General features: G+C 65.8%; 19 protein-coding genes. 15 read left to right on the top strand and 4 right to left on the bottom strand.

All coding sequences use genetic code 11. The features are described 5' to 3' along the window. Positions 1-3: 3 nt before the first annotated feature. From E5X34_RS10910 to E5X34_RS10895, 4 genes are all read left to right on the top strand, one after another. The gene (locus E5X34_RS10910; RefSeq protein WP_127252641.1) at positions 4-450 is read left to right on the top strand and encodes a MaoC/PaaZ C-terminal domain-containing protein; all 447 of its coding nucleotides are present in this window, start codon (positions 4-6) and stop codon (positions 448-450) included. Between the two features lie 12 nt (positions 451-462). After that, the gene (locus tag E5X34_RS10905) at positions 463-1,194 is read left to right on the top strand and encodes an SDR family oxidoreductase (RefSeq protein ID WP_292564026.1); all 732 of its coding nucleotides are present in this window, start codon (positions 463-465) and stop codon (positions 1,192-1,194) included. Between the two features lie 47 nt (positions 1,195-1,241). After that, on the top strand, positions 1,242-2,519 hold the full coding sequence (locus E5X34_RS10900; protein ID WP_292564023.1) for an L-fuconate dehydratase: 1,278 nt from the start codon (positions 1,242-1,244) through the stop codon (positions 2,517-2,519). A gap of 66 nt (positions 2,520-2,585) precedes the next feature. Continuing rightward, positions 2,586-3,245 (top strand): DUF2161 family putative PD-(D/E)XK-type phosphodiesterase, encoded by a 660-nt coding sequence (locus tag E5X34_RS10895; RefSeq protein ID WP_292564021.1) that lies wholly within the window; start codon positions 2,586-2,588, stop codon positions 3,243-3,245. Positions 3,246-3,508: 263 nt separating this feature from the next. Here E5X34_RS10895 and E5X34_RS10890 read toward each other — a convergent pair whose 3' ends face one another. Further along, positions 3,509-4,456, bottom strand: a complete 948-nt coding sequence (locus tag E5X34_RS10890; RefSeq protein ID WP_292564018.1) for a GlxA family transcriptional regulator — start codon at positions 4,454-4,456, stop codon at positions 3,509-3,511. A 100-nt stretch (positions 4,457-4,556) separates the two neighbouring features. Here E5X34_RS10890 and E5X34_RS10885 point away from each other — a divergent pair, with 100 nt between their 5' ends. The 7 genes from E5X34_RS10885 (at position 4,557) to ugpC (ending at position 11,707) form a co-directional block, all read left to right on the top strand. Beyond that, positions 4,557-5,264 carry a DJ-1/PfpI family protein gene (locus tag E5X34_RS10885; protein WP_292564015.1) on the top strand — a complete coding sequence of 236 codons (708 nt, stop codon included), beginning with the start codon at positions 4,557-4,559 and terminating at the stop codon, positions 5,262-5,264. A 122-nt stretch (positions 5,265-5,386) separates the two neighbouring features. Then, positions 5,387-6,118 carry a FadR/GntR family transcriptional regulator gene (locus E5X34_RS10880; protein WP_292564012.1) on the top strand — a complete coding sequence of 244 codons (732 nt, stop codon included), beginning with the start codon at positions 5,387-5,389 and terminating at the stop codon, positions 6,116-6,118. Then, a complete protein-coding gene (locus E5X34_RS10875; RefSeq protein WP_292564009.1) occupies positions 6,115-7,317 on the top strand; it encodes a PLP-dependent transferase in 1,203 nt (400 codons plus the stop codon). Before E5X34_RS10880 ends, E5X34_RS10875 begins: the two co-directional genes overlap by 4 nt. Positions 7,318-7,344: 27 nt before the next feature. Then, positions 7,345-8,622, top strand: coding sequence for a sugar ABC transporter substrate-binding protein (locus E5X34_RS10870; protein ID WP_292564006.1), 1,278 nt, complete (start codon positions 7,345-7,347; stop codon positions 8,620-8,622). 242 nt (positions 8,623-8,864) lie between these two features. Continuing rightward, the gene (locus E5X34_RS10865) at positions 8,865-9,788 is read left to right on the top strand and encodes a sugar ABC transporter permease (RefSeq protein ID WP_292564003.1); all 924 of its coding nucleotides are present in this window, start codon (positions 8,865-8,867) and stop codon (positions 9,786-9,788) included. Continuing rightward, positions 9,788-10,636 (top strand): carbohydrate ABC transporter permease, encoded by an 849-nt coding sequence (locus E5X34_RS10860; protein WP_292564000.1) that lies wholly within the window; start codon positions 9,788-9,790, stop codon positions 10,634-10,636. Before E5X34_RS10865 ends, E5X34_RS10860 begins: the two co-directional genes overlap by 1 nt. A 3-nt stretch (positions 10,637-10,639) precedes the next feature. Then, the gene (gene ugpC / locus E5X34_RS10855) at positions 10,640-11,707 is read left to right on the top strand and encodes a sn-glycerol-3-phosphate ABC transporter ATP-binding protein UgpC (RefSeq protein WP_292563997.1); all 1,068 of its coding nucleotides are present in this window, start codon (positions 10,640-10,642) and stop codon (positions 11,705-11,707) included. A 9-nt stretch (positions 11,708-11,716) separates the two neighbouring features. On the opposite strand, the gene E5X34_RS10850 is transcribed toward ugpC, so the two are convergent. From E5X34_RS10850 to E5X34_RS10840, 3 genes are read right to left on the bottom strand one after another with little or no spacing between them, the layout of a single operon-like run. Continuing rightward, entirely contained in the window at positions 11,717-12,568 is an 852-nt protein-coding gene (locus tag E5X34_RS10850) for a TIGR01459 family HAD-type hydrolase (protein ID WP_292563995.1), read from the bottom strand. Beyond that, positions 12,565-13,839: an FGGY-family carbohydrate kinase gene (locus tag E5X34_RS10845; RefSeq protein WP_292563992.1), complete on the bottom strand. Its 1,275-nt coding sequence runs from the start codon at positions 13,837-13,839 to the stop codon at positions 12,565-12,567. The genes E5X34_RS10850 and E5X34_RS10845 overlap by 4 nt, the downstream gene beginning before the upstream one ends. Before the next feature lie 4 nt (positions 13,840-13,843). Further along, positions 13,844-14,884 carry a class II aldolase/adducin family protein gene (locus tag E5X34_RS10840; RefSeq protein ID WP_292563987.1) on the bottom strand — a complete coding sequence of 347 codons (1,041 nt, stop codon included), beginning with the start codon at positions 14,882-14,884 and terminating at the stop codon, positions 13,844-13,846. 192 nt (positions 14,885-15,076) lie between these two features. Between E5X34_RS10840 and E5X34_RS10835 the strand changes: the two genes are divergently transcribed. From E5X34_RS10835 to E5X34_RS10820, 4 genes are read left to right on the top strand one after another with little or no spacing between them, the layout of a single operon-like run. Continuing rightward, positions 15,077-15,859, top strand: a complete 783-nt coding sequence (locus E5X34_RS10835) for a DeoR/GlpR family DNA-binding transcription regulator (protein ID WP_292563985.1) — start codon at positions 15,077-15,079, stop codon at positions 15,857-15,859. Continuing rightward, positions 15,856-17,235: a carbohydrate kinase gene (locus E5X34_RS10830; RefSeq protein WP_292563982.1), complete on the top strand. Its 1,380-nt coding sequence runs from the start codon at positions 15,856-15,858 to the stop codon at positions 17,233-17,235. Before E5X34_RS10835 ends, E5X34_RS10830 begins: the two co-directional genes overlap by 4 nt. Continuing rightward, a complete protein-coding gene (locus E5X34_RS10825; RefSeq protein WP_292563979.1) occupies positions 17,232-18,788 on the top strand; it encodes a sugar ABC transporter ATP-binding protein in 1,557 nt (518 codons plus the stop codon). The genes E5X34_RS10830 and E5X34_RS10825 overlap by 4 nt, the downstream gene beginning before the upstream one ends. Then, complete coding sequence (locus E5X34_RS10820) at positions 18,785-19,783, top strand: ribose ABC transporter permease (RefSeq protein WP_126079815.1); 999 nt, start codon at positions 18,785-18,787, stop codon at positions 19,781-19,783. Before E5X34_RS10825 ends, E5X34_RS10820 begins: the two co-directional genes overlap by 4 nt. The last annotated feature ends 23 nt before the right edge of the window (positions 19,784-19,806 follow it).

The following is a 19,806-nucleotide window of genomic DNA, read 5'->3' as shown; positions in this document are numbered from 1 at the left end:
GACATGGAACAGACCACCTATTTCGAGGACTACGAGATCGGCGCGTCGCGCCTCACCAGCGGCCGCACCATCACCGAGACCGATTTCGTCGTTCATGCCGGCCACACCGGCGATTTCTTCCCCCACCACATGGACGCCGAGTTCATGAAGACGACGCCTTTCGGCCAGCGCATCGCGCATGGCACGCTGGTCTTCTCGGTCGGCGTCGGCCTGACGGCGAGCGTCATCAACCCGGTCGCCTTCTCCTATGGTTACGACCGGCTGCGTTTCATCAAGCCGGTCTTCATCGGCGACACGATCCGCACGCGCACCACCATCGCGGCCAAGGAAGATGACCCGAAACGGCCAAACGCCGGACGCGTCATCGAACGCGTCGAGGTTTTGAACCAGCGCGACGAGGTCGTGCTGGCCGCGGACCACATCTACATCGTCGAGCGACGGCCCGGCTGAAGGAGATAAAGAATGGCTGACATCACAGGCAAGGTCGTGGTCATAACGGCGGCCGCGCAGGGCATCGGACGGGCAAGCGCGCTGGCCTTCGGCAAGGCGGGCGCCATCGTCCACGCCACCGACATCAACGAGACGGCCCTGGCCGAGCTCGCCGGGACGCCCGGCATCACCACTCGAAAACTCGATGTGCTGAACGACGAGGCGGTGAAGGCCGCCTTTGCCGAGATCGGCCGCGTCGACGTGCTGTTCAACTGCGCCGGTTTCGTCCATGCCGGCTCGATCCTGGAGATGAAGGACGAGGATCTCGACTTCGCCTTCAACCTCAATGTGCGCGCCATGATCCGCACCATCCGCGCCGTGCTGCCCGGCATGCTGGAACGTGGCGACGGCTCGATCATCAACATGGCATCGGTTGCCGGCGCACCGAAAGGTGTGCCGAACCGTTTTGCCTATGGAGTCACCAAGGCAGCCGTTATCGGCCTGACCAAGTCCATCGCAGCCGATTACGTTGCCAAGGGCATCCGCTGCAACGCCATCTGCCCGGGCACGGTCGAAAGCCCTTCGCTTCAGGGTCGCATGCAGGCGCAGGGCGACTATGAGGCGGCGCGCGCGGCCTTCATCGCCCGCCAGCCGATGGGCAGGATCGGCACGCCGGAAGAGATCGCCGATCTCGCCGTCTATCTGGCCGGCGCGACCTACACGACCGGGCAGGCCTACAATATCGACGGCGGCTGGTCGATCTGAGGCCGCTCCGGCGATCGAATGACGAGGCGGGCCAGCACGAGGCAGCAATGACGAAAATCACGGACCTCAGAACCTTCGACCTCCGCTTCCCGACATCGCAAAGCCTCGACGGCTCCGACGCGATGAACCCGGATCCGGACTACTCGGCCGCCTATGTCATCCTCGACACTGACGTCCCCTCGCTGAAGGGCCATGGCCTCACCTTCACCATCGGTCGCGGCAACGAGATCTGCTGCACGGCGATCGAGGCGTTGCGCCATCTCGTCATCGGGCTCGATCTTGACTGGGTGAAAGAGGACCCCGGCCGTTTCTGGCATCACGTGACCGGCGACAGCCAGTTGCGCTGGATCGGCCCGGACAAGGGCGCCATGCATTTGGCGGTCGGCGCGGTGGTCAACGCGGTGTGGGATCTCTGGGCCAAGGAAGCCGGCAAGCCGGTCTGGCGCCTGGTCGCCGAGATGAGCCCCGAAGAGATCGTCAGGATCATCGACTTCCGATATCTCACCGACGCCATCACGCCCGCTGAAGCGCTGGCAATCCTGGGGAAGGCGGAGGCCGGCAAGGCCGAGCGCATCGCCACGCTCGAGCGCGAAGGCTATGCCTGCTACACCACCTCGGCCGGCTGGCTCGGCTATCCCGACGACAAGCTCAGGCGCCTCTGCCAGGAAGCGGTCGACGATGGCTTCAATCACATCAAGCTGAAGGTCGGCCGCGACCGCGCCGACGACATCCGTCGTCTCAGGATCGCCCGCGAGGTGATCGGTCCCGACCGTTATTTGATGATCGACGCCAACCAGGTCTGGGAGGTCGACCAGGCGATCGACTGGCTGAAGGACCTCGCCTTCGCCAAGCCCTTCTTCATCGAGGAGCCGACCAGTCCCGACGATGTCGCCGGCCACGCCAAGATCCGCAAGACCGTGGCGCCGATCAAGGTCGCGACCGGCGAGATGTGCCAGAACCGCATCATGTTCAAGCAGTTCATCGCCGGTGGCGCGATCGACGTGGTGCAGATCGATTCCTGCCGCATGGGCGGTCTGAACGAAGTGCTGGCGGTGCTGCTGATCGCCGCCAAGTTCGGCCTGCCGGTCTGGCCGCATGCCGGCGGCGTCGGCTTGTGCGAATATGTCCAGCATCTGTCGATGACCGACTATGTCGCCGTGTCAGGCACCAAGGATGGGCGGGTGATCGAATATGTCGACCACCTGCACGAGCATTTTATCGAACCCTGCGTCATCCGCAACGCCGCCTATATGCCGCCCCAGGCGCCCGGCTTCTCGATCGAGATGAAGGCGAAGTCGATCGAGGATTACTTGCACCGCGCCTGACATCGGTGCCTGTGACCGCAATGGTGCCGCTGGGCCGACCAGCCGCGAATCGGCTATGCCTCTTCCATGCAGGAGACTTCCCTCTACGAGCCGGTGAAGCGGTTTCTCGAGAGCATGGATTTCGCCGTCAAGGGCGAGGTCGGCGGCTGCGACGTGGTCGGCGTGCGCGCCGGCGAGCCGCCGGTCGTCGTCATCTGCGAGCTCAAGCTGCAATTCAACCTCGAGCTCGTTCTGCAAGCCGTCGACCGCGCGGCGGCCTGTGACGAGGTTTGGCTCGCCGCCTATATGTCGGCGCGCGGTAAGGGTCGCGAGCACGACCGACGCTTCCGCGCGCTTTGCCGCCGCCTCGGCTTCGGCCTGCTGGGTGTCGGCAAGAAGGGCGAGGTGGAACTGCTGCTCAGTCCCGCCGCCTTGCCGCCACGCCGGGATCCCAGGCGGCGGTCGCGCCTGGTCGAGGAGCATCACCGCCGCAAGGGTGATCCGTCCATCGGCGGCAGCACGCGCAAGAAGCCGATCATGACCGCCTACCGGCAGGAAGCACTGGCCTGCGCCGCCGCCATGGCCGATGGCCCGAAGCGGCCGCGTGATCTGAAGGCGCTTTCGCCACGCGCGGCGAGCATCCTGCAGCATAATTACTACGGCTGGTTCGCCCGCGCGGAGCGGGGCATCTACGCGCTGACCGAAGCCGGCCTCGCAGCGATCGCACCGCTCCCGGCAGCGCTGTAAGCCATCACGCCCCGGAAGCCGCGAAGTCTTTCGCTCAGGCCGAGATCACATCGCGCGAGCAGTCGCGATCAGAAGCGCTCGCGGTATTCGCGCGGGTTGGGATTCCAGCGAGGCGGGCCTGTGTCATCAGCCGCTGGCCGGCTCGCTGCTGGCGCTCGATGTCGGCGTGCGCGGCGTGCCGGAGCCGCGCTTCGCCGGGTGAGTCGCGCCCAGCGATAGCAGCAGGTTCGCGGGCATCCAGCGCTCGGTGTGAACAGTCGCGCTCAGAAACGCTCGCGGTAGTCGCGCGGGTTGGTGCCGAGGACGCGTAGGAAGCCGCGCCGCATCGTCTCTTCCGAACCGAAGCCGCAGCGACGGGCCGTCTGGCCGACCGTCTGCCCCCGCTCCAGCATCCGCCGCGCCGCTTCGATCCGGATCTCCTCGACGGCACGCGCGGGCGTGCGACCGGTCGCCTCCTGATAGCGCCGCGAGAAACTGCGCCGGCTCATATTGGCGCGGTCGGCCAACTGTTCCAGCGAAAGGTCGGCGCTGAGATTGTCCAGGATCCAGCCATGCAGCCGGTCGAAGCGCTCGTCGCCTTGCTGCAGCTTGAGGGTCTGGCTGAACTGCGCCTGGCCGCCTGGGCGCTTCAGGAAGACGACGAGCTCGCGCGCCACCGCCAGCGCCATGCGCCGGCCAAGGTCGGCCTCGACGAAGGAAAGCGCCAGATCAATGCCCGCCGTCACGCCGGCCGAGGTCCAGATATTGCCGTCGCGAATGAAGATCGGGTCGGGGTCGAGGTGGACCGCTGGAAAGCGCCTGGCGAACTCGGCGCAGCGACCCCAATGGGTCACCGCGCGGCGGCCGTCGAGCAGGCCGGCCTCGGCCAGCAACATGGCGCCGCTGCAGACGGAGGCGGTCCGCGTCGCATCGCGCGAGCGGCCGATGATCCACTGCACCAGCTCGGCCTCCTCGCAGGCGGCGTTGATGCCCCAGCCGCCGGGCACGATCACCGTGTCGACCTCGGTCCCGTGCGCCGGCAGCGCCGCTACCTCTAATACCAGGCCGGACGATGTCCTGATTCGCGGCGAGGCGGCGACGACGACGACGTCATAGGCAGGCGCTTCGCCGGCCTGCGTCCTGAAGTCGTTGGCGCTGGCGAAAACCTGAAGCGGTCCGCTGACATCGAGAAGCTGGATGTCGGGATAGGCGAGGATTTCGATGCGGCGCATGGCTTTGGCCTGAAACGAGGGGTGATTGGCGATCGGGCCAAAGCATGATGCCGTAGATTGGCTGAAGTCAACCTGCCCAAGTCAAACAGTGGAGATTTCCATGAGCCTTCGTTTCGGCATTCTTGTCTTTCCCAACGTCCAGCAGCTCGACCTCACCGGGCCTTATGAAGTCATGGCGACGGTCAAGGGCGCGGAGGTGGAACTGATCTGGAAGGATCGCAATCCGGTGATGTCGTCGACGCGACTGTCGCTTACCCCGACAGCTACGTTCGAGGATTGCCCGCCTCTCGACGTGCTGTGCATACCGGGCGGTGGCGGCGTCAACGCGCTGCTCGAGGACAAGGCAGTTCTCGATTTCGTCTGGGAACGCGCGGCGCAGGCGCGCTATATCACCTCGGTGTGCAGCGGCGCCCTGGTGCTTGGCGCAGCCGGATTGCTCAAGGGCAAACGCGCCACCACGCACTGGTATGCGCATGATTTCCTGGAAGAATTCGGCGCGATCCCGGTCGATGCGCGGATCGTCGAGGACGGCAAGCTGATCACCGCCGGCGGCGTCACATCGGGCATCGATTTCGGCCTGGCGCTGGTCGCAAGATTGCATGGCCAGGCCGAAGCGGAGATCGTGCAGCTGTCGCTAGAATATGCGCCGGCGCCGCCCTTCCGCTCCGGCACGCCGGCCGAGGCCTCACCGTCTGTCCTGGCGGAAGCCAAGGAGCGGCTTTCGGGGTCGAGGCGGGTTCGCGAGGAGATGTTCGCGCGCTGGCGCGAGCAGCGCGCGGCTGCCGCGTCTGCGCGGATCCGCGCCTGATACCGCAGGGCCGAATGACGAAAACCCGCGTCGTTCGGCCCGGCGTAATTTCGGCCGTTGACTCAACTCTCCGCCTGTGCAGAAATTGGTTGGACCATTGAACCACTTTAGGCGCAGCCTGCTTGACCGATCTTTTGCCCCCGATCCAGACGACGGCCCGCGATGACGCAGTGCTGAAGGCGTTGGCGGGGTTCGTGCGGCAGGAGGCTCTGGGTCCGGGCGAAAAACTGCCGACCGAGCGCATCCTCGCCGAACGCCTCAAGGTGAGCCGCAACACGGTGCGCGAGGCGCTGACGCGCTGGGAGGGGCTCGGCCTCGTCGAACGGCGCCAGGGCTCTGGCACCTATCTCAAGGCCGCCGTCTCGCCCGACATGCTGCACATGCCGCTGACGCTCGCCGGCGGCAATGATTTCGCCGGGCTGATGGCGACGCTGGAGATCCGCCGCGCCCTGGAGTCCGAGGCGGCCGCCCTTTGCGCCATTCGTGCCGGCAAGTCCGAGCTCGCCGAGATCGAGCGCAAGCTCGACCTCATGGAAGAGGCTTTCCAGACCCGCGCCGGCATGTCCTCGGACGAGGACTGGGAGTTCCACCAGGCGGTCTTCCGTGCCTCGGGCAACCCGCTCTTCGAGCAGATCATCGCCGCCATGTACGAGATGTTCCATCGCTTCTGGGAACATCCGCTCGGCGTGCGCGACTTCGGCCATGCCAGCTTTCCCTACCACCGCACCATCTTCGATTGCATCGCCGCGCATGACCCCGACGGCGCCCGCGCCGAGGCGCTCAAGCTCATCGCCACCGTCGAGGACGATCTGAAGCGCGGCGCCGCCAACCTCAAACTTTCGGACCGTAGATGAACGAGCAGCCCAACACTTTCGACCCGGCCTCCCTGGCCAGCGACTATCTCGGCGAGGCGGCGACGCTGCTTGCGCATGATGATCCGTTTCCCGGCGGCGCAGTGGTGCCGCCGATCTACCAGACCTCGCTCTTCACCTTCGCCAATTATGCCGACATGGCCGACACCTTCGCTGGCAGAAGAAAGCAGCCGATCTATTCGCGCGGCGACAATCCGACGGTGATGGAGTTCGAGGCCCGTGTCGCGGCGCTCGAAGGGGCCGAAGCCGCGCGCGGCTTCTCCAGCGGCATGGCGGCCATCAGCGCCACGGTGCTCGCCTTCGTCGGCGCCGGCGAGCGCATGGTCGCCGTGCGCAACTGCTATGGCGATGCCTACAGGCTGTTCGAGCGGCTGTTTCCGCGTCTGAACATCAAGGTCGACTATGTCGACGGCTCGGATCCCGACGCGGTCGCCGCGGCCCTTCCCGGCGCCAAGCTGCTCTACCTCGAGAGCCCGACCTCGATGATGTTCGAGCTGCAGGATATCGGACACCTTGCCCGGCTGGCGAAGGAACAGGGCATCGTCACCACCATCGACAATTCCTGGGCGAGCCCCGTCTTCCAGAAGCCGATCTCGCATGGCGTCGACCTCGTGCTGCATTCGGCCTCGAAATATCTGAGCGGCCACAGCGACACCGTCGCCGGCGTGGTGGCCGGCTCGGCCGCCCACATCAAGCACATCAACGAGCAGACCTATTCGCAGCTTGGCGGCAAGCTGTCGCCCTTCGAAGGCTGGCTCTTGCTGCGCGGGCTGCGCACGCTGCCGCTGCGCCTGCCGCACCACATGAAGAGCGGGCTCACCCTTGCCGAGCGGCTGAAGGCGCATGGCAAGGTCGAGCGAGTCAACCACCCCGCCTATTCCAACCATCCCGGCAAGAAAACCTTAGCCGGCTATGCCGGCCTGTTCTCCTTCGAGGTCGCCGAGGATGTCGACATCCCGGCCTTCGTCGATGCGCTGAAATATTTCCGCATCGGCGTCAGCTGGGGCGGCCATGAAAGCCTGGTCGTGCCGGCGAAGGCCTCGCTCGAGCAGACGCCGGGCATCAATTCGATGGCGCGCTTCGGCGTCAGCCCCCGAACCATCCGCTTCAATGTCGGATTGGAAAATGTCGAGGACCTCTGGGCCGACATCGCCCAGGCCTTCGACAAGTCAAAAAAATAACGAGTGTTCAAAATGGGAGTCCTGAACATGAAAAGACTGACCTTCATGCTTGCCGCCGTCGCCGGCCTGGCGATCTCCGCCAGCGGCGCGCTGGCCGACACCACCATCAAGCTGGTCGAGGTCATCACCAGCCCGCCGCGCACCGAATTCCTGAAGAAGCAGATCGCCGAATTCGAGACGGCCAATCCGGGGATCAAGGTGGAGGTGGTCTCGCTGCCCTGGGGCCAGGCCTTCGAAAAATTCCTCACCATGGTGCAGGCCGGCGACACGCCAGACGTGGTCGAAATGCCGGAACGCTGGATGGGCCTCTACGCCAACAACGCCCAGCTCGAGGATCTCGGCCCCTACATGGCCAAGTGGGATGACGCCAAGACGCTGGGCGACCGCGCCAAGCAGTTCGGCTCGACCGTCAACAACACCCAGTTCATGATCCCCTACGGCTATTATGTGAACGCGCTGTTCTGGAACAAGAAGCTGTTCAAGGAAGCCGGCCTCGACCGTCCGCCGGCAACGCTGGACGAGTTCGTCGACTTCTCCAAGAAGATCTCTGCCATCCCCGGCAAATATGGCTACTGCCTGCGCGGCGGCCCCGGCGCCTTCAACGGCATGCACATGTTCATGAACATCGCCGACGGCAAGGGCGGCTACTTCACCGACGACGGTGTGTCGACCATCAATGACGAGGGTTCGGTCAAGGGCCTGCAGATGCTGGCCGACATGTACAAGAACGGCCTGGCCCCCAAGGACGCCGTGAGCTGGGGCTTCAACGAGACGGTCACCGGTTTCTATTCCGGCACCTGCGCCATGCTCAACCAGGATCCCGACGCGCTGCTCGGCATTGCCGACAAGATGAGCGCCGACGACTTCGCCGTCGCGCCGTTGCCGGTAGGCCCGAGCGGCAAATCCTATCCGACGCTGGGCTATGCCGGCTGGGCGATGTTCGCCAATTCCCAGCACAAGGACGAGGCCTGGAAGCTGATGGCGACACTGCTGTCGCCGAAGGACAATCTGGAATGGGCCAAGGAAGTCGGCGTCGTCCCGATCCACAACGGCGCCGACCAGGACGCGCATTTCAAGACCGAGCAGTTCAAGGGCTGGTTCACCGAGCTCAGCGACAGCTCCAAATATGAAATGGTGACGCCGCCGACGCATCTGGAAAACCTCGGCAACTTCGTCGACCAGGTGGCGATCAAGAACTTCCAGGAAGTGCTGCTCGGCCAAAAGCCGGCCAAGGACGTGGCCGACGAATGGGCGGCGTTCCTGACGAAGGAGCAGCAGGCCTGGTTGGCCAAGAACAAGAAGTAGGCGCAGGCTTTTCCTTCGCCCCGTTTCACGGGGAGAAGGTGGTCCGAAGGACCGGATGAGGGGCGGCGCCGAATTCTGAAAGGTTAGCGCCGCCCCTCATCTGCCTGCCGGCTTTCGTCGCTCGAAAAGCCAAGCAATTGGCTTTTCGTCCGCTGCGCGGACCGCTCCTCAACTCCCCGTGAACGGGGAGAAGGACGCTGCCGCCTGCGCCGGCACTCACACCTCACCGTAGAGCCAAAATCATGACCTACGCAGTGTCCGAAATCCGATCCGCCGCCCAGCCGCGCAAGAAGCGGCTGAGCAAGGCCGCGATTGAGCCATGGCTCTACCTTTCGCCGGCTATCGTGCTCTTGGTCCTGGTGCTTTTGGTGCCGCTGATCATCGGCATCAGCTATTCCTTCCGCAAATTCTCGGCCTTCAAGTCGCAATATGTCGGCCTTGCTCAGTACCAGGCGATGCTCTCCGACCAGGTGCTCGGACAGGCGCTGATCAACACGCTGTGGTGGACCGTCGCCAGCCTGTTCTTCCAGTTCTTCCTGGGGCTCGGTCTGGCGCTGCTGCTCGACAAGCCCTTCTACGGCCGCAAGGTCGTGCAGGCCGTGGTCTTCCTGCCCTGGGCGGTGCCGTCCTTTCTGTCGGGCCTCACCTGGGCCTGGCTGTTCAACCCGATCATCGGGCCGCTGCCGCATTGGCTGTTCGCGCTGGGCTTAAAAGCCGAGCCGACCAATGTGCTGTCCGACCCCGCCACCGCCATGTGGGGGCCGATCGTCGCCAACATATGGTTCGGGATTCCCTTCTTCGCCATCACGCTGCTCGCCGCGCTGAAGTCGATCCCCTCCGAACTGCATGAGGCGGCGGCCATCGACGGCGCATCGCCCTGGCAGCGCTTCACCAAGGTGACGCTGCCCTTCCTGGCGCCGACCATCGTCATCACCGTCATGCTGCGCACCATCTGGATCGCCACCTTCGCAGACCTGATCTTCGTCATGACCGAGGGCGGGCCGGCAGGCTCGACCAGCACGGTGCCGGTCTACATCTATGTCAGCGCCTTCAAGTCGCTCGACAAAGGCTATGCCTCTGCGGTCGCGGTGCTGCTCCTGGTGCTGCTGATCGCCTACGCCATCGGGCTGATCGCCATCCGCCGCACGCTGGTGAGGCACGTCTGATGATCGCCGGTCGCTCCACCACCTCGCGTATCCTCGGCGGCATCGGCCTCTACGCGGCCATCGCGGCTTACCTGATCTTCGCGCTGTTCCCGATCTTCTGGACGCTGAAGATCTCGGTGACGCCCGAGCGTCTGCTCTATTCGGAAGGCATCACCTTCTGGCCGTCCGAGACGACGCTGAAGAACTTCGCCACCGTGCTCGAAGCCTCCGACTTCCCGCGCTATTTCCTCAACAGCGTCATCGTCTCGGTCTCGACGGCCGCGTTTGTCACGGTCATCGCCACGCTTGCCGGCTACGCCATGTCGCGCTTCACATTCCGCGGCAAGGCGACGCTGGCGATCCTGCTGCTGCTCACCCAGACCTTCCCGCTGGTCATGGTCATCCCGCCCATCTACCGCATCATGGGCGACCTCGGACTCACCAACAGCCTGATCGGCCTAATCATCATCTACACCGCCTTCAACACGGCCTTCGCCACCTTCCTGATGCAGTCCTTCTTCGACGGCATCCCGAAGGACCTGGAAGAGGCGGCGATGATCGACGGCTGCACCCGAGCTCAGGCGATGCGGCGAGTCATCGTGCCGCTGACCTTGCCTGGCATGGGGGCGACGCTGGGCTTCGTCTTCACCGCCGCCTGGAGCGAATTGCTGTTTGCGCTGATGCTGATCTCCAGCGACGAGCAGAAGACCTTCGCCGTCGGCCTGCTCACCTTCATCGGCAAGTTCGCCGTCGACTGGGGGCAGATGATGGCGGCCTCCATCCTGGCGCTGATCCCGGTCTGCGTCTTCTTCGCCTTCCTGCAACGCTATCTCGTCACCGGCCTCACCGCTGGCGCGGTCAAAGGATAAAAGATGGCTTCCGTCACGCTGCAAAACGTCGAGAAGGATTACGGTTCGCTGCGCATCCTGCACGGCGTCGATCTGGAGATCGCCGACGGCGAGTTCGTCGTGCTGGTCGGCCCATCCGGCTGCGGCAAGTCCACGCTTTTGCGCATGATCGCCGGCCTCGAGGAGGTCACCGGCGGCGAGATCCATATCGGCGAGCGGCTGGTCAACGATGTCGCGCCCAAGGACCGCGACATTGCCATGGTGTTCCAGTCCTACGCGCTCTATCCGCATATGGACGTGTCCTCGAACATGGGCTTCAGCCTGATGCTGAAGAAGGCCGAGAAGACGACGATCGACAGCCGCGTCGGCGCCGCCGCCAAGCGGCTCGGCCTCGACTCCTATCTCGGCCGCCTCCCGCGCCAGCTCTCCGGCGGCCAGCGCCAGCGCGTCGCCATGGGCCGCGCCATCGTGCGCGATCCGAAAGTCTTCCTGTTCGACGAGCCGCTTTCCAATCTCGACGCCAAGCTGCGCGTCCATATGCGCGCCGAGATCAAGGCGCTGCACCAGCAGCTCAAGACCACGTCCGTCTATGTCACCCACGACCAGGTCGAGGCCATGACCATGGCCGACCGCATCGTCGTCATGCATGACGGTTATGTCCAGCAGGTTGGCCGTCCGCTCGAGCTCTACGACCGGCCGGCCAACACTTTTGTAGCCGGCTTCATCGGCTCGCCCGGCATGAATTTCCTGCCGGCTAAGGTCGCCAAGGGCGGCAAGGTCGATGCCGTGCTCGCCGACGGCCAGAAGCTACGATTGCCGGACGGCTTGCCGCTGCAGGATGGCGACGCGCTCACCATCGGCCTGCGGCCAGAACACATCAAGCTGGTCGACGATGGCGCGCTCAGGGCCGAGGTCGAGGTGGTCGAGCCGCTCGGCCTGTCGACGCAATTCTATGTCAGGCTGGCAAACCAGCAGATCTGCGTCTTCGTCATGGGCCGCAGCGATGTCAGGCCGGGCGATACGGTCCGTCTCGCCGCCGATCCGGCGGCATTGCACCTGTTTGATCCGAAGACCGGAGACCGGATCGGATAAGTCCGCGCATCAAAGCCAGCGGAAGGCGTCCAGGGTGTAATCTGGACGCGCGTCGAACCGGTCGAAAAGTCCGGCAAGGTCGCCGCTGTCGGCCAATATCCCGGACAGAACCAGCGCGGTCGCCACGCCGGCGGCTTGTCCGCCGGCGATATCGTGCTCGACACTGTCGCCGACGCACACCGCGTCGCCACGATCCGGATTGCCCGCAAGCGCCAGCGCCGCTTCGTAGATCGCCGGATAGGGTTTGCCGATACGGGTGACGCTGCCGCCGAGCTGTTCGTAAAGGTCGGCGATCTCGCCGGCGCCGAAGCGCTGTCCGACCGCGGTCAGCATGATCCGATCCGGATTGGTGCAGAAGCACGGCACCTGCCGCGCCGCCGCCGGGCCGAGAAGTCCGCGGTAGTGATCGAGGTCGTAGCGGTCGCCTTCGCTGGCCGCGATCAGCACCAGTTCGGCGTCGTCCCCGCGCTCGGTCAGAACGAGCGGCAGGCCCTCGATCGCCGAGCGGTCGCCGTCGCGGCTGATCAGCAGGCATCTTGTGCCGGCCCGCAGCGTGCCTTCGCGCGCCATGTTCGTGAAAATGCGCCAGGCCACTTCGCCGGATGAGACGAAATGGTCCCAGCTTCCCGCCTCGAAACCAAGCGTCAGCAGCCGTCGTTCATTGGGCTCGGCCCGCTTGCCGGAGTTCGAGATCAGCGCCACCGTCTTGCCGGCCCGCTTCAGCGCCGACAGGGCTTCGACCGCACCAGGGTAAGGCTGCTGCCCGTCATGCAGCACGCCGAATTGGTCGAGCAGGAACACGTCGTAGCGTTCGGCGAGCGCTGAGACCCCGTCGAGATGCAGGACGTGTTTCGCGCTCACAGCAGCCCCGCCTCCTTTGCGCCCATGAGCGCCAGCCGTGAGGTGCCTGCCGCTGCCTCGTCTGACAGCGCAGGCCGAAATTCGACGCCGAGCTTTCGTTGCCGGATCGCGGTCCAGGCGGCATTGGCGGCGCCGCCGCCGACGCTGCGCACCGATGTCAGCCGGGGTGCGCCGAGTTCGGCAAGCCTCCGGTAGCCCAGCGCCTCGATGGCGGCGATCCCTTCCAGCATCGCCTTTAGATGGTCGGCGTCGGATTGTGGTCGGGGCAACAGGCGCGGCTGCAGCGCCGGATCGGCAATGGGAAAGCGCTCGCCGGGCGAGACGAGCGGATAATAGTCGAGGCCGGTCTCCGTCGCGGGATCGATCGCCGCGCTGAGCTCGACGATGCGGGCAAGCGAAAAATGCTGCGCGAGCACCTTGCCACCGGTGTTCGATGCGCCGCCCGCCAGCCAGGCGTCGCCGAGCCGGTGGCTGTAGATGCCATAGCGCGGTGCAAAGATCGGCCGGTCGGACAGGATCTTGATGGTCAGCGACGATCCGAGCGCGGTCACGCCGTCGCCGGCGGCCGCCGCGCCCGTTGCCAGGAACGAGGCACAGCCATCCGTGGTGCCGGCAACCACCGCGACATCGCGCGGCAGACCGAACAGGCCGGCGGCGGCTGCCGTAAGCCTGCCGGTCACGCTGCCCGGCCCGACGACGGCAGGCAGAAGCTCCATGCGCATGCCGGTCGCCGCGATCCACTCCGGCCAGCGGCGCGCCTCGGCATCGTAGCCGGTCTTCAGGCTGTTGTTCTCGTCGCTGACGTCGAAGCGGCCCGAGAATTGTCCGGCGATCCAGTCGGCCTGGTGCAGCACGGCAAGGATGCCCGGCAGGCGCTGAAACCGGAGCGCCTTGGCGAGGCCGGACGTCGCCCCATGCGCGGCGCTCGCCTCCGGCGCCGCATCCGCGATCGCGGTGAGAATGGCCGCGTCCGAAATCTTGTCGTTGTACATCAGCGGGTCGGCCAGAGGCCGACCAGCGTCGTCGATCGGCAGCACGGTCCCCGAGGTGCCGTCAACGGCGATTGCGCGCACAGCCATGCGATCGATGCGCGACAAGAGCTCGTGCAGTGTCGCCTCGACCGTGGCCCACCAGACAGCGGGATCGCGGCCGTTCGCGCCGAAGCGCTCGAGCGGCATGGCGGCGCTTGCCGTGATGGAGAAGTCCGGACCCATCGCGACGGCGCGCGACCCGGACGTGCCGATGTCGATGCCTACTGCAAGCGGCACCATTCACCTAACCCGCGGCGTTGAGTTTCTGGCGATACTGCTCGGCATCCCAGTTGACCAGCTCGTCGTTCTCGGCGGCGGTGAGATAGTTCAATCGCGCCGCGATGTCGATACGCGCGGTCACGTCGGCGAGGCAGCGCTGCATGGCGTCAGCGCCGGAGCTGGCGTCGCGGCGCATCAGCACGCCGGCGCCCGGAAAGAGGATCGCGACAGGGTTTGCGCCCAGCCGGGCGGCGACGTCGGCAACCTGTTCGCCGGGCCTTGCCACCACGGAGCCTCGGCCAAGGAAGATGACATGATCCGGATAGAGGCTGCCGGCCTCTGCGATGCGGCAGCTGTCCGGGTCGAGCGCCACCGCATGCGCCTCGATATCCGCCGGCAATCGATAGCTGCTGCCGTCGGCAAGCGTCGTCAGCGCCGCCATATCCGGGGCCGCCGTCGCCCGCGCCGGCCGCGCCAGGAGCGCTCTTACCCGATGCAGCAGACGCTCCGCCTCGGCCACGGTCTCCGCCGCGACGACCAGGCCGTGATTGCAGAGGATCAGCACGTCGACCCCCGGCCGGAGGCGTTCGGCAATGCCCTGCGCAAGCGGCAGGCCCGGCCGGCGATAGGGGACATACGCCCACGCGATCCCCTGAAGACGCCGCCCGGCCTCGGCCTCGCAATCGGCCTGGACGGCAAGTGAGATCGTCTCGACGCAGTGGACATGCAGCACGACCCGTTGCGGCATCAGCGCATGCACGGTGGTCTCGATCGATGGCCTCAGGCCGCGCGGATTGAGGGCATCGATGGCGAAGGTCTGCGGCTTGTCGGCGCTCGGATCGCGTCGTTCCACCGCCTCGATGAGCGGACCCATCGCCACCGGCACCATGATGTCGTCGGTCAGGGCGTCCTTCAGCCATGTGCCGGAGGCCTTGATCCACAGTGTGTCGCCTGCCTTCAGCGATGTGTTGCCGCCGGCTGCCTGGGTCAGGTGCGGATCGGCGCCGATGGCGGCCGAAAGCGCCCGCAAGGCAGCCAGCTCCTTCGCATCAACTGTGGTCGCCATGGCGATCTTCCTCCAACGGCTCGGTCGGTCTCGCACGATCTCCGTCAAGGGAGAACGATTGGTGCTGATATCGCAGATGCGAGCGATCTACGTCAACTGTGATCTACTATCATCAAAACTGGCTTGCAATCCGCCCGATGTTGAGTAAGTTGCACCAAATGCCGTGCAAATGGCATTGTCGGGAGGAAGAGATTGAGCGACTCCGGCCGCCAGCGTCAGATCGTCGAGCTATTGCGGGACCGGCCGTTCGCCTCGGTGCGCGAGCTGCAGGAGCGGCTTGGCGTCTCGGCGGCGACGGTCAGGCGCGACATCGACAAGATCGACGAGGCTGGCGAGGCCAGGAAGGTCTATGGCGGCATCTCGGCGCTCGACGGCGCCGCGCAGGCCGGCATCGCCTATGCCAGGCCCTATGACGAGAACCGAGATCTGGCGGTTGATGCCAAACGGCAGATCGCCGCTGTCGCCGCCACCATGGTGCGTGATGGCGATGCGGTCATCGTCCATGGCGGCTCGACCTGCTTCCATCTCGGCGTCAGGCTTGCCGACCGCAACATCCGCCTCTTCACCAATTCCATGCCGCTCGCCGCCTATCTCAGCGACCATGGCCATTGCAGCCTGACCATTGCTGGCGGCGATCTGCACCGCGAGCCCGGCATCATCCATTCGCCCACCCAAGCCGTGCCGTTCTATGCCTCGAAATTCTTTCTCGGCGCGCAGGGCATTGGCCACGAAGGCGTGCTGGAATCGCATCCGCTGCTGGTGCGCTCTATCATCGATCTCAGCCTTTGCGCCGACCAGATCGTGGTGCTGGCCGACAGCCGCAAGCTGTCGATCCACGCCCGCAACGTCGCGCTGCCGCTGTCGCGCATCGGCACGTTGGTGACCGATGACGGCCTTTCCGACGCCGATGCGCGCATGCTGGAAGATGCCGGCGTCACCCTGCGTATCGCCTCGCCTTCGGGAGCCGTCCAGTGAAGATGGCGGTGCTCGATTTCGGCAAGACCAATTCGAAGCTGTTCGTCTTCGGCCAGGATGGGCGCATCCTCGACGAACGGCGCACGAAGCCCGACTGGATACGTAAGGGCGGCCTCAGTGTGCTTGACGAAGCGGCGCTGCATGACTGGGCGCTGGAAGCCGTCGACGAAGCCGCCGATGCCCACGGCATCGAAGGCCTGATGGTGTCTGGCCATGGCTGCACCTTCGCGCTGGTCGACGATACGGCGCTGACGCATCCGATCCTCGACTATGAGCAGGAGCCGCCCGCCGACATCGCCGCGCGGATCGATCGCCGCATCCCCGATTTCGCCGAGACCTTCTCGCCGCGCCTGCCGCTCGGCTTCAACTATGGCCGCCACATGCTGTGGCTGAAGGAAGTGGAGCCCAGCGCCTTCTCGTCGGCGAAGGCGATCCTCGGCTATCCGCAATATTGGAGCTGGCGTTTCGGCGGGCGCGCCGTTTCGGAGGTCTCCTATCTCGGCTGCCATTCGCATCTGTGGGCGCCGCGCAAGCGAGACTTCTCCTCGCTGGTCGACGCCGAGGGCTGGCGTGGTCAAATGCCCGCCTTCGCGCGCGCCGGCGCCGTGACCGGCGAGCGGCGCTTTGGCCGGGCCGGCAAGCCGGTCGCTATTCACAACGGCGTCCATGACAGCAACGCAGCGCTTCACGCCTATCGGCGGCAGGATCTCGGACCGCTCACCGTGGTGTCGACGGGCACCTGGGTGATCGTGCTCAACCCGGACTGCCCGCTCGAGGCGCTCGACCGCGAACGCGACATGCTGGTCAATGTCGATGTCGATGGCGGCCCGGTGCCCACGATCCGCTTCATGGGCGGGCGCGAATTCGCAGCGATCAGCGGCAACTGGCAGGGCGCGATCACGCCGGCCTCGATACAGCGCGCGATCGACGCCGGCACCATGGCCCTGCCGAGCTTTGCCCCGGGCGGGCCGCTGCCGGGCCGGACGGGCGAAATCGTCGGACCGGTTTCCGGCGCCGAAGAACGCGCAGCGGTGGCATTGCTTTATGTGGCATTGATGATCGATCTGTCGCTCGATCTGATCCGTTCAAGCAACACCGTCATCGTCGATGGCGGGCTGAATGCGGATGGACTGCTCGCCGCCCTCCTGGCCGCGCTGCGGCCGGGCCAATCCTTCATGCAAGGGGCCACGCTGGAAGGCAGCGCCACGGGCGCCGCGGCGCTCGCCTTCGAAAGCATCGGCCGCGAGTTCGCCGCCGAGACTCCAGAGCCGGTACGCGCCGCGGACTTCAAGGATCTGGACCGCTACCGCGACGACTGGCGCGGCCTCATTGCCGGACGCCACATAGCCGGCGCGGCGGAAGGAGCTGCGCAATGAGCGCCGCCGCCCATGTCGAGGCGCCGCAAAGGCCGGTACTGGAGATGCGCCACATCTCCAAGACCTTCGGTCCCGTCCGCGCCCTGCAGGACGTATCGCTCACCGTCAATGCCGGCGAGCTGCATGCGCTGATGGGCGAGAACGGCGCCGGCAAGTCGACGCTGATGAAGGTGCTGTCCGGCGCCTATCGGCCGGATGCCGGCGGCGAGATCCTGATCGACGGCACGCCGGTCGCCACCGGCGATCCGATCAAGGCCCGCGCCCAGGGCATCGCCGTCATCTACCAGGAGCTGTCGCTGGCGCCGAACCTGACGGTGGCGCAGAACATCTTCCTCGGCAACGAGCCGCGCAGGTTCGGCATCGTCGATCGCGACCAGTGCAATCGCCGCGCCAGGGAGATCATCGAGCGGCTCGGCGTTTCCTTTTCGGCGCGCGCTCTGGTTTCCAGCCTGTCGCTCGGCGAGCGCCAGCTGGTCGAGATCGCCCGCGCGCTGTCGACCAGCGCCCGCATCATCGTCATGGACGAGCCGACCACCTCGCTGACCTCGCGCGAGACCGACCGCCTGTTCGAGGTGATCGCGACGCTGAAGGCGCAAGGCATCGCCATCATCTACATCAGCCATCGCATGGAAGAGGTCTACCAGCTCGCCGACCGCGTCAGCGTGCTGCGCGACAGCGGCTATGTCGGCACGCTGGAACGCGCCGATCTCAACGCATCGCGGCTGGTCTCGATGATGGTCGGCCGCGATCTCTCGGCCTTCTACAAGAAGGATCACCGGCCGCCGGACAGCCAGCGCCGCGTGGCGCTGTCGGTGCGCGGCATGTCGGACGGCGGACTGCTGAAGGACTGCTCGTTCGATCTTCACCACGGCGAAGTCCTGGCGCTGGCGGGGCTGGTCGGTTCCGGCCGCACCGAGCTTGCCCGGCTGATCTTCGGCGCCGACCGGCGCAGCGGCGGCACGTTGGAGCTCGACGGCAAGCCGATTGCCATTGCTTCGCCGCGCGAGGCGCTGGAGGCCGGCATTGCCTACCTCACCGAGGACCGCAAGGAACTCGGCCTGTTCCTCGACATGTCGATCGCGGACAACATCAATATGGGCGTGCTTGCGAAGGACGCGCGCGCCGGTGGTTTTCGCGACTTCGCCGCCGCCGACAGGCGCGCGGCGAAGGCCATTGCGGACCTGTCCATTCGCGCTCGCTCGGCGCAGGCCAATGCCGGCTCGCTGTCGGGCGGCAACCAGCAGAAGGTGCTGCTTGCCCGCCTGCTGGAGACCGAGCCCAAGGTCGTTATCCTCGACGAGCCGACGCGCGGCGTCGATGTCGGCGCCAAGTCGGAGATCTACCGGCTGATCGACAGCCTTGCCGGCAGGGGCATCGCCATCCTGATGATCTCCAGCGAGCTGCCCGAAGTGATCGGCGTGGCCGACCGCGTGCTGGTCATGCGCGACGGCGCCATCGCCGGCGAGGTGACGGCGTCGGAGGGCAGGCCGCTGCGTCAGGAAGAGATCATGGAACTTGCGACGGGAGCGGCCCAGGAAGGACCGACAAGATGACCGACAGCTCAACAGTGGCGAAATCGGCGGATCAGGCAGTGGTCAGGAGCCGGCGGCTGCGCACGGCCTTCGCCGCGCTCGGCATGCTGCCGGTTCTGGTGCTGCTTGCCGTCGGCTTCCAGTTCATCAACCCGCGCTTCCTTACCGGCACCAACCTGCTCATCGTCAGCCAGCAGTCGTCGATCAATATCGTGCTCGCCGCCGGCATGACCTTCGTCATCCTCACCGGCGGCATCGACCTCTCCGTCGGCTCGATCCTCGCCGCCTCGGCGATGGTCGCGGTGCTGGTCTCGCTGGTGCCGGACTGGGGCATGCTCGGCATTCCGGCCGCCATCCTGCTCGGCCTCGGCTTCGGCGTCATCAACGGGCTGCTTGTCGCCTACATCAAGCTGCCGCCCTTCATTGTCACGCTGGGCTCGCTCACCGCCGTGCGCGGTGTCGCCCGCCTGCTCGGCGAGGACACGACGGTGTTCAATTCCGACCTGCCTTTCGACTTCATCGGCAATGGCTCGCTGTTCGGCATTCCGTGGCTCGTCATCATCGCGCTGACGGTGGTGGTGCTGTCCTGGCTGGTGCTCAAGCGCACCGTGCTCGGCACCTGGATCTATGCCGTGGGCGGTAATGCCGAGGCGGCGCGCCTCACCGGCATCAAGGTGCCGCTGGTGCTGCTCTTCGTCTATGGCGTGTCGGGCCTGCTCGCGGGTCTCGGCGGCGTCATGTCGGCCGCCAGGCTCTACGCCGCCAACGGCCTGCAGCTCGGCCAGTCCTACGAGCTCGATGCCATCGCCGCCGTCATTCTCGGCGGCACCAGCTTCGTCGGCGGCGTCGGCTCGATCTGGGGCACGCTGATCGGCGGCCTCATCATCGCCGTGCTCTCCAACGGGCTCATTTTGGCCGGTGTCTCGGACATCTGGCAGTACATCATCAAGGGTTTGGTCATCATCGTGGCGGTCGCCCTCGACCGTTACCGGCTCCAGGCCGGAGCAAGAACGTGATTGACCTTGGTCGCCGGCCAAGA

The organism is Mesorhizobium sp. (genome assembly GCF_004963255.1).
GTDB lineage: Bacteria > Pseudomonadota > Alphaproteobacteria > Rhizobiales > Rhizobiaceae > Mesorhizobium.
Note: the sequence above shows the minus strand (reverse complement) of the source record. Positions and strands in the feature narration are given on the sequence as shown.

Bases quoted from the DNA above. Each gene is read 5' to 3' on its own strand.
- E5X34_RS10910 (WP_127252641.1), top strand. From the start codon at position 4: ATGGAACAGACCACCTATTTCGAGGACTACGAGATCGGCGCGTCGCGC.
- E5X34_RS10905 (WP_292564026.1), top strand. From the start codon at position 463: ATGGCTGACATCACAGGCAAGGTCGTGGTCATAACGGCGGCCGCGCAG.
- E5X34_RS10900 (WP_292564023.1), top strand. From the start codon at position 1,242: ATGACGAAAATCACGGACCTCAGAACCTTCGACCTCCGCTTCCCGACA.
- E5X34_RS10895 (WP_292564021.1), top strand. From the start codon at position 2,586: ATGCAGGAGACTTCCCTCTACGAGCCGGTGAAGCGGTTTCTCGAGAGC.
- E5X34_RS10890 (WP_292564018.1), bottom strand. From the start codon at position 4,456: ATGCGCCGCATCGAAATCCTCGCCTATCCCGACATCCAGCTTCTCGAT.
- E5X34_RS10885 (WP_292564015.1), top strand. From the start codon at position 4,557: ATGAGCCTTCGTTTCGGCATTCTTGTCTTTCCCAACGTCCAGCAGCTC.
- E5X34_RS10875 (WP_292564009.1), top strand. From the start codon at position 6,115: ATGAACGAGCAGCCCAACACTTTCGACCCGGCCTCCCTGGCCAGCGAC.
- E5X34_RS10870 (WP_292564006.1), top strand. From the start codon at position 7,345: ATGAAAAGACTGACCTTCATGCTTGCCGCCGTCGCCGGCCTGGCGATC.
- E5X34_RS10865 (WP_292564003.1), top strand. From the start codon at position 8,865: ATGACCTACGCAGTGTCCGAAATCCGATCCGCCGCCCAGCCGCGCAAG.
- E5X34_RS10860 (WP_292564000.1), top strand. From the start codon at position 9,788: ATGATCGCCGGTCGCTCCACCACCTCGCGTATCCTCGGCGGCATCGGC.
- ugpC (WP_292563997.1), top strand. From the start codon at position 10,640: ATGGCTTCCGTCACGCTGCAAAACGTCGAGAAGGATTACGGTTCGCTG.
- E5X34_RS10845 (WP_292563992.1), bottom strand. From the start codon at position 13,839: ATGGTGCCGCTTGCAGTAGGCATCGACATCGGCACGTCCGGGTCGCGC.
- E5X34_RS10840 (WP_292563987.1), bottom strand. From the start codon at position 14,884: ATGGCGACCACAGTTGATGCGAAGGAGCTGGCTGCCTTGCGGGCGCTT.
- E5X34_RS10825 (WP_292563979.1), top strand. From the start codon at position 17,232: ATGAGCGCCGCCGCCCATGTCGAGGCGCCGCAAAGGCCGGTACTGGAG.
- E5X34_RS10820 (WP_126079815.1), top strand. From the start codon at position 18,785: ATGACCGACAGCTCAACAGTGGCGAAATCGGCGGATCAGGCAGTGGTC.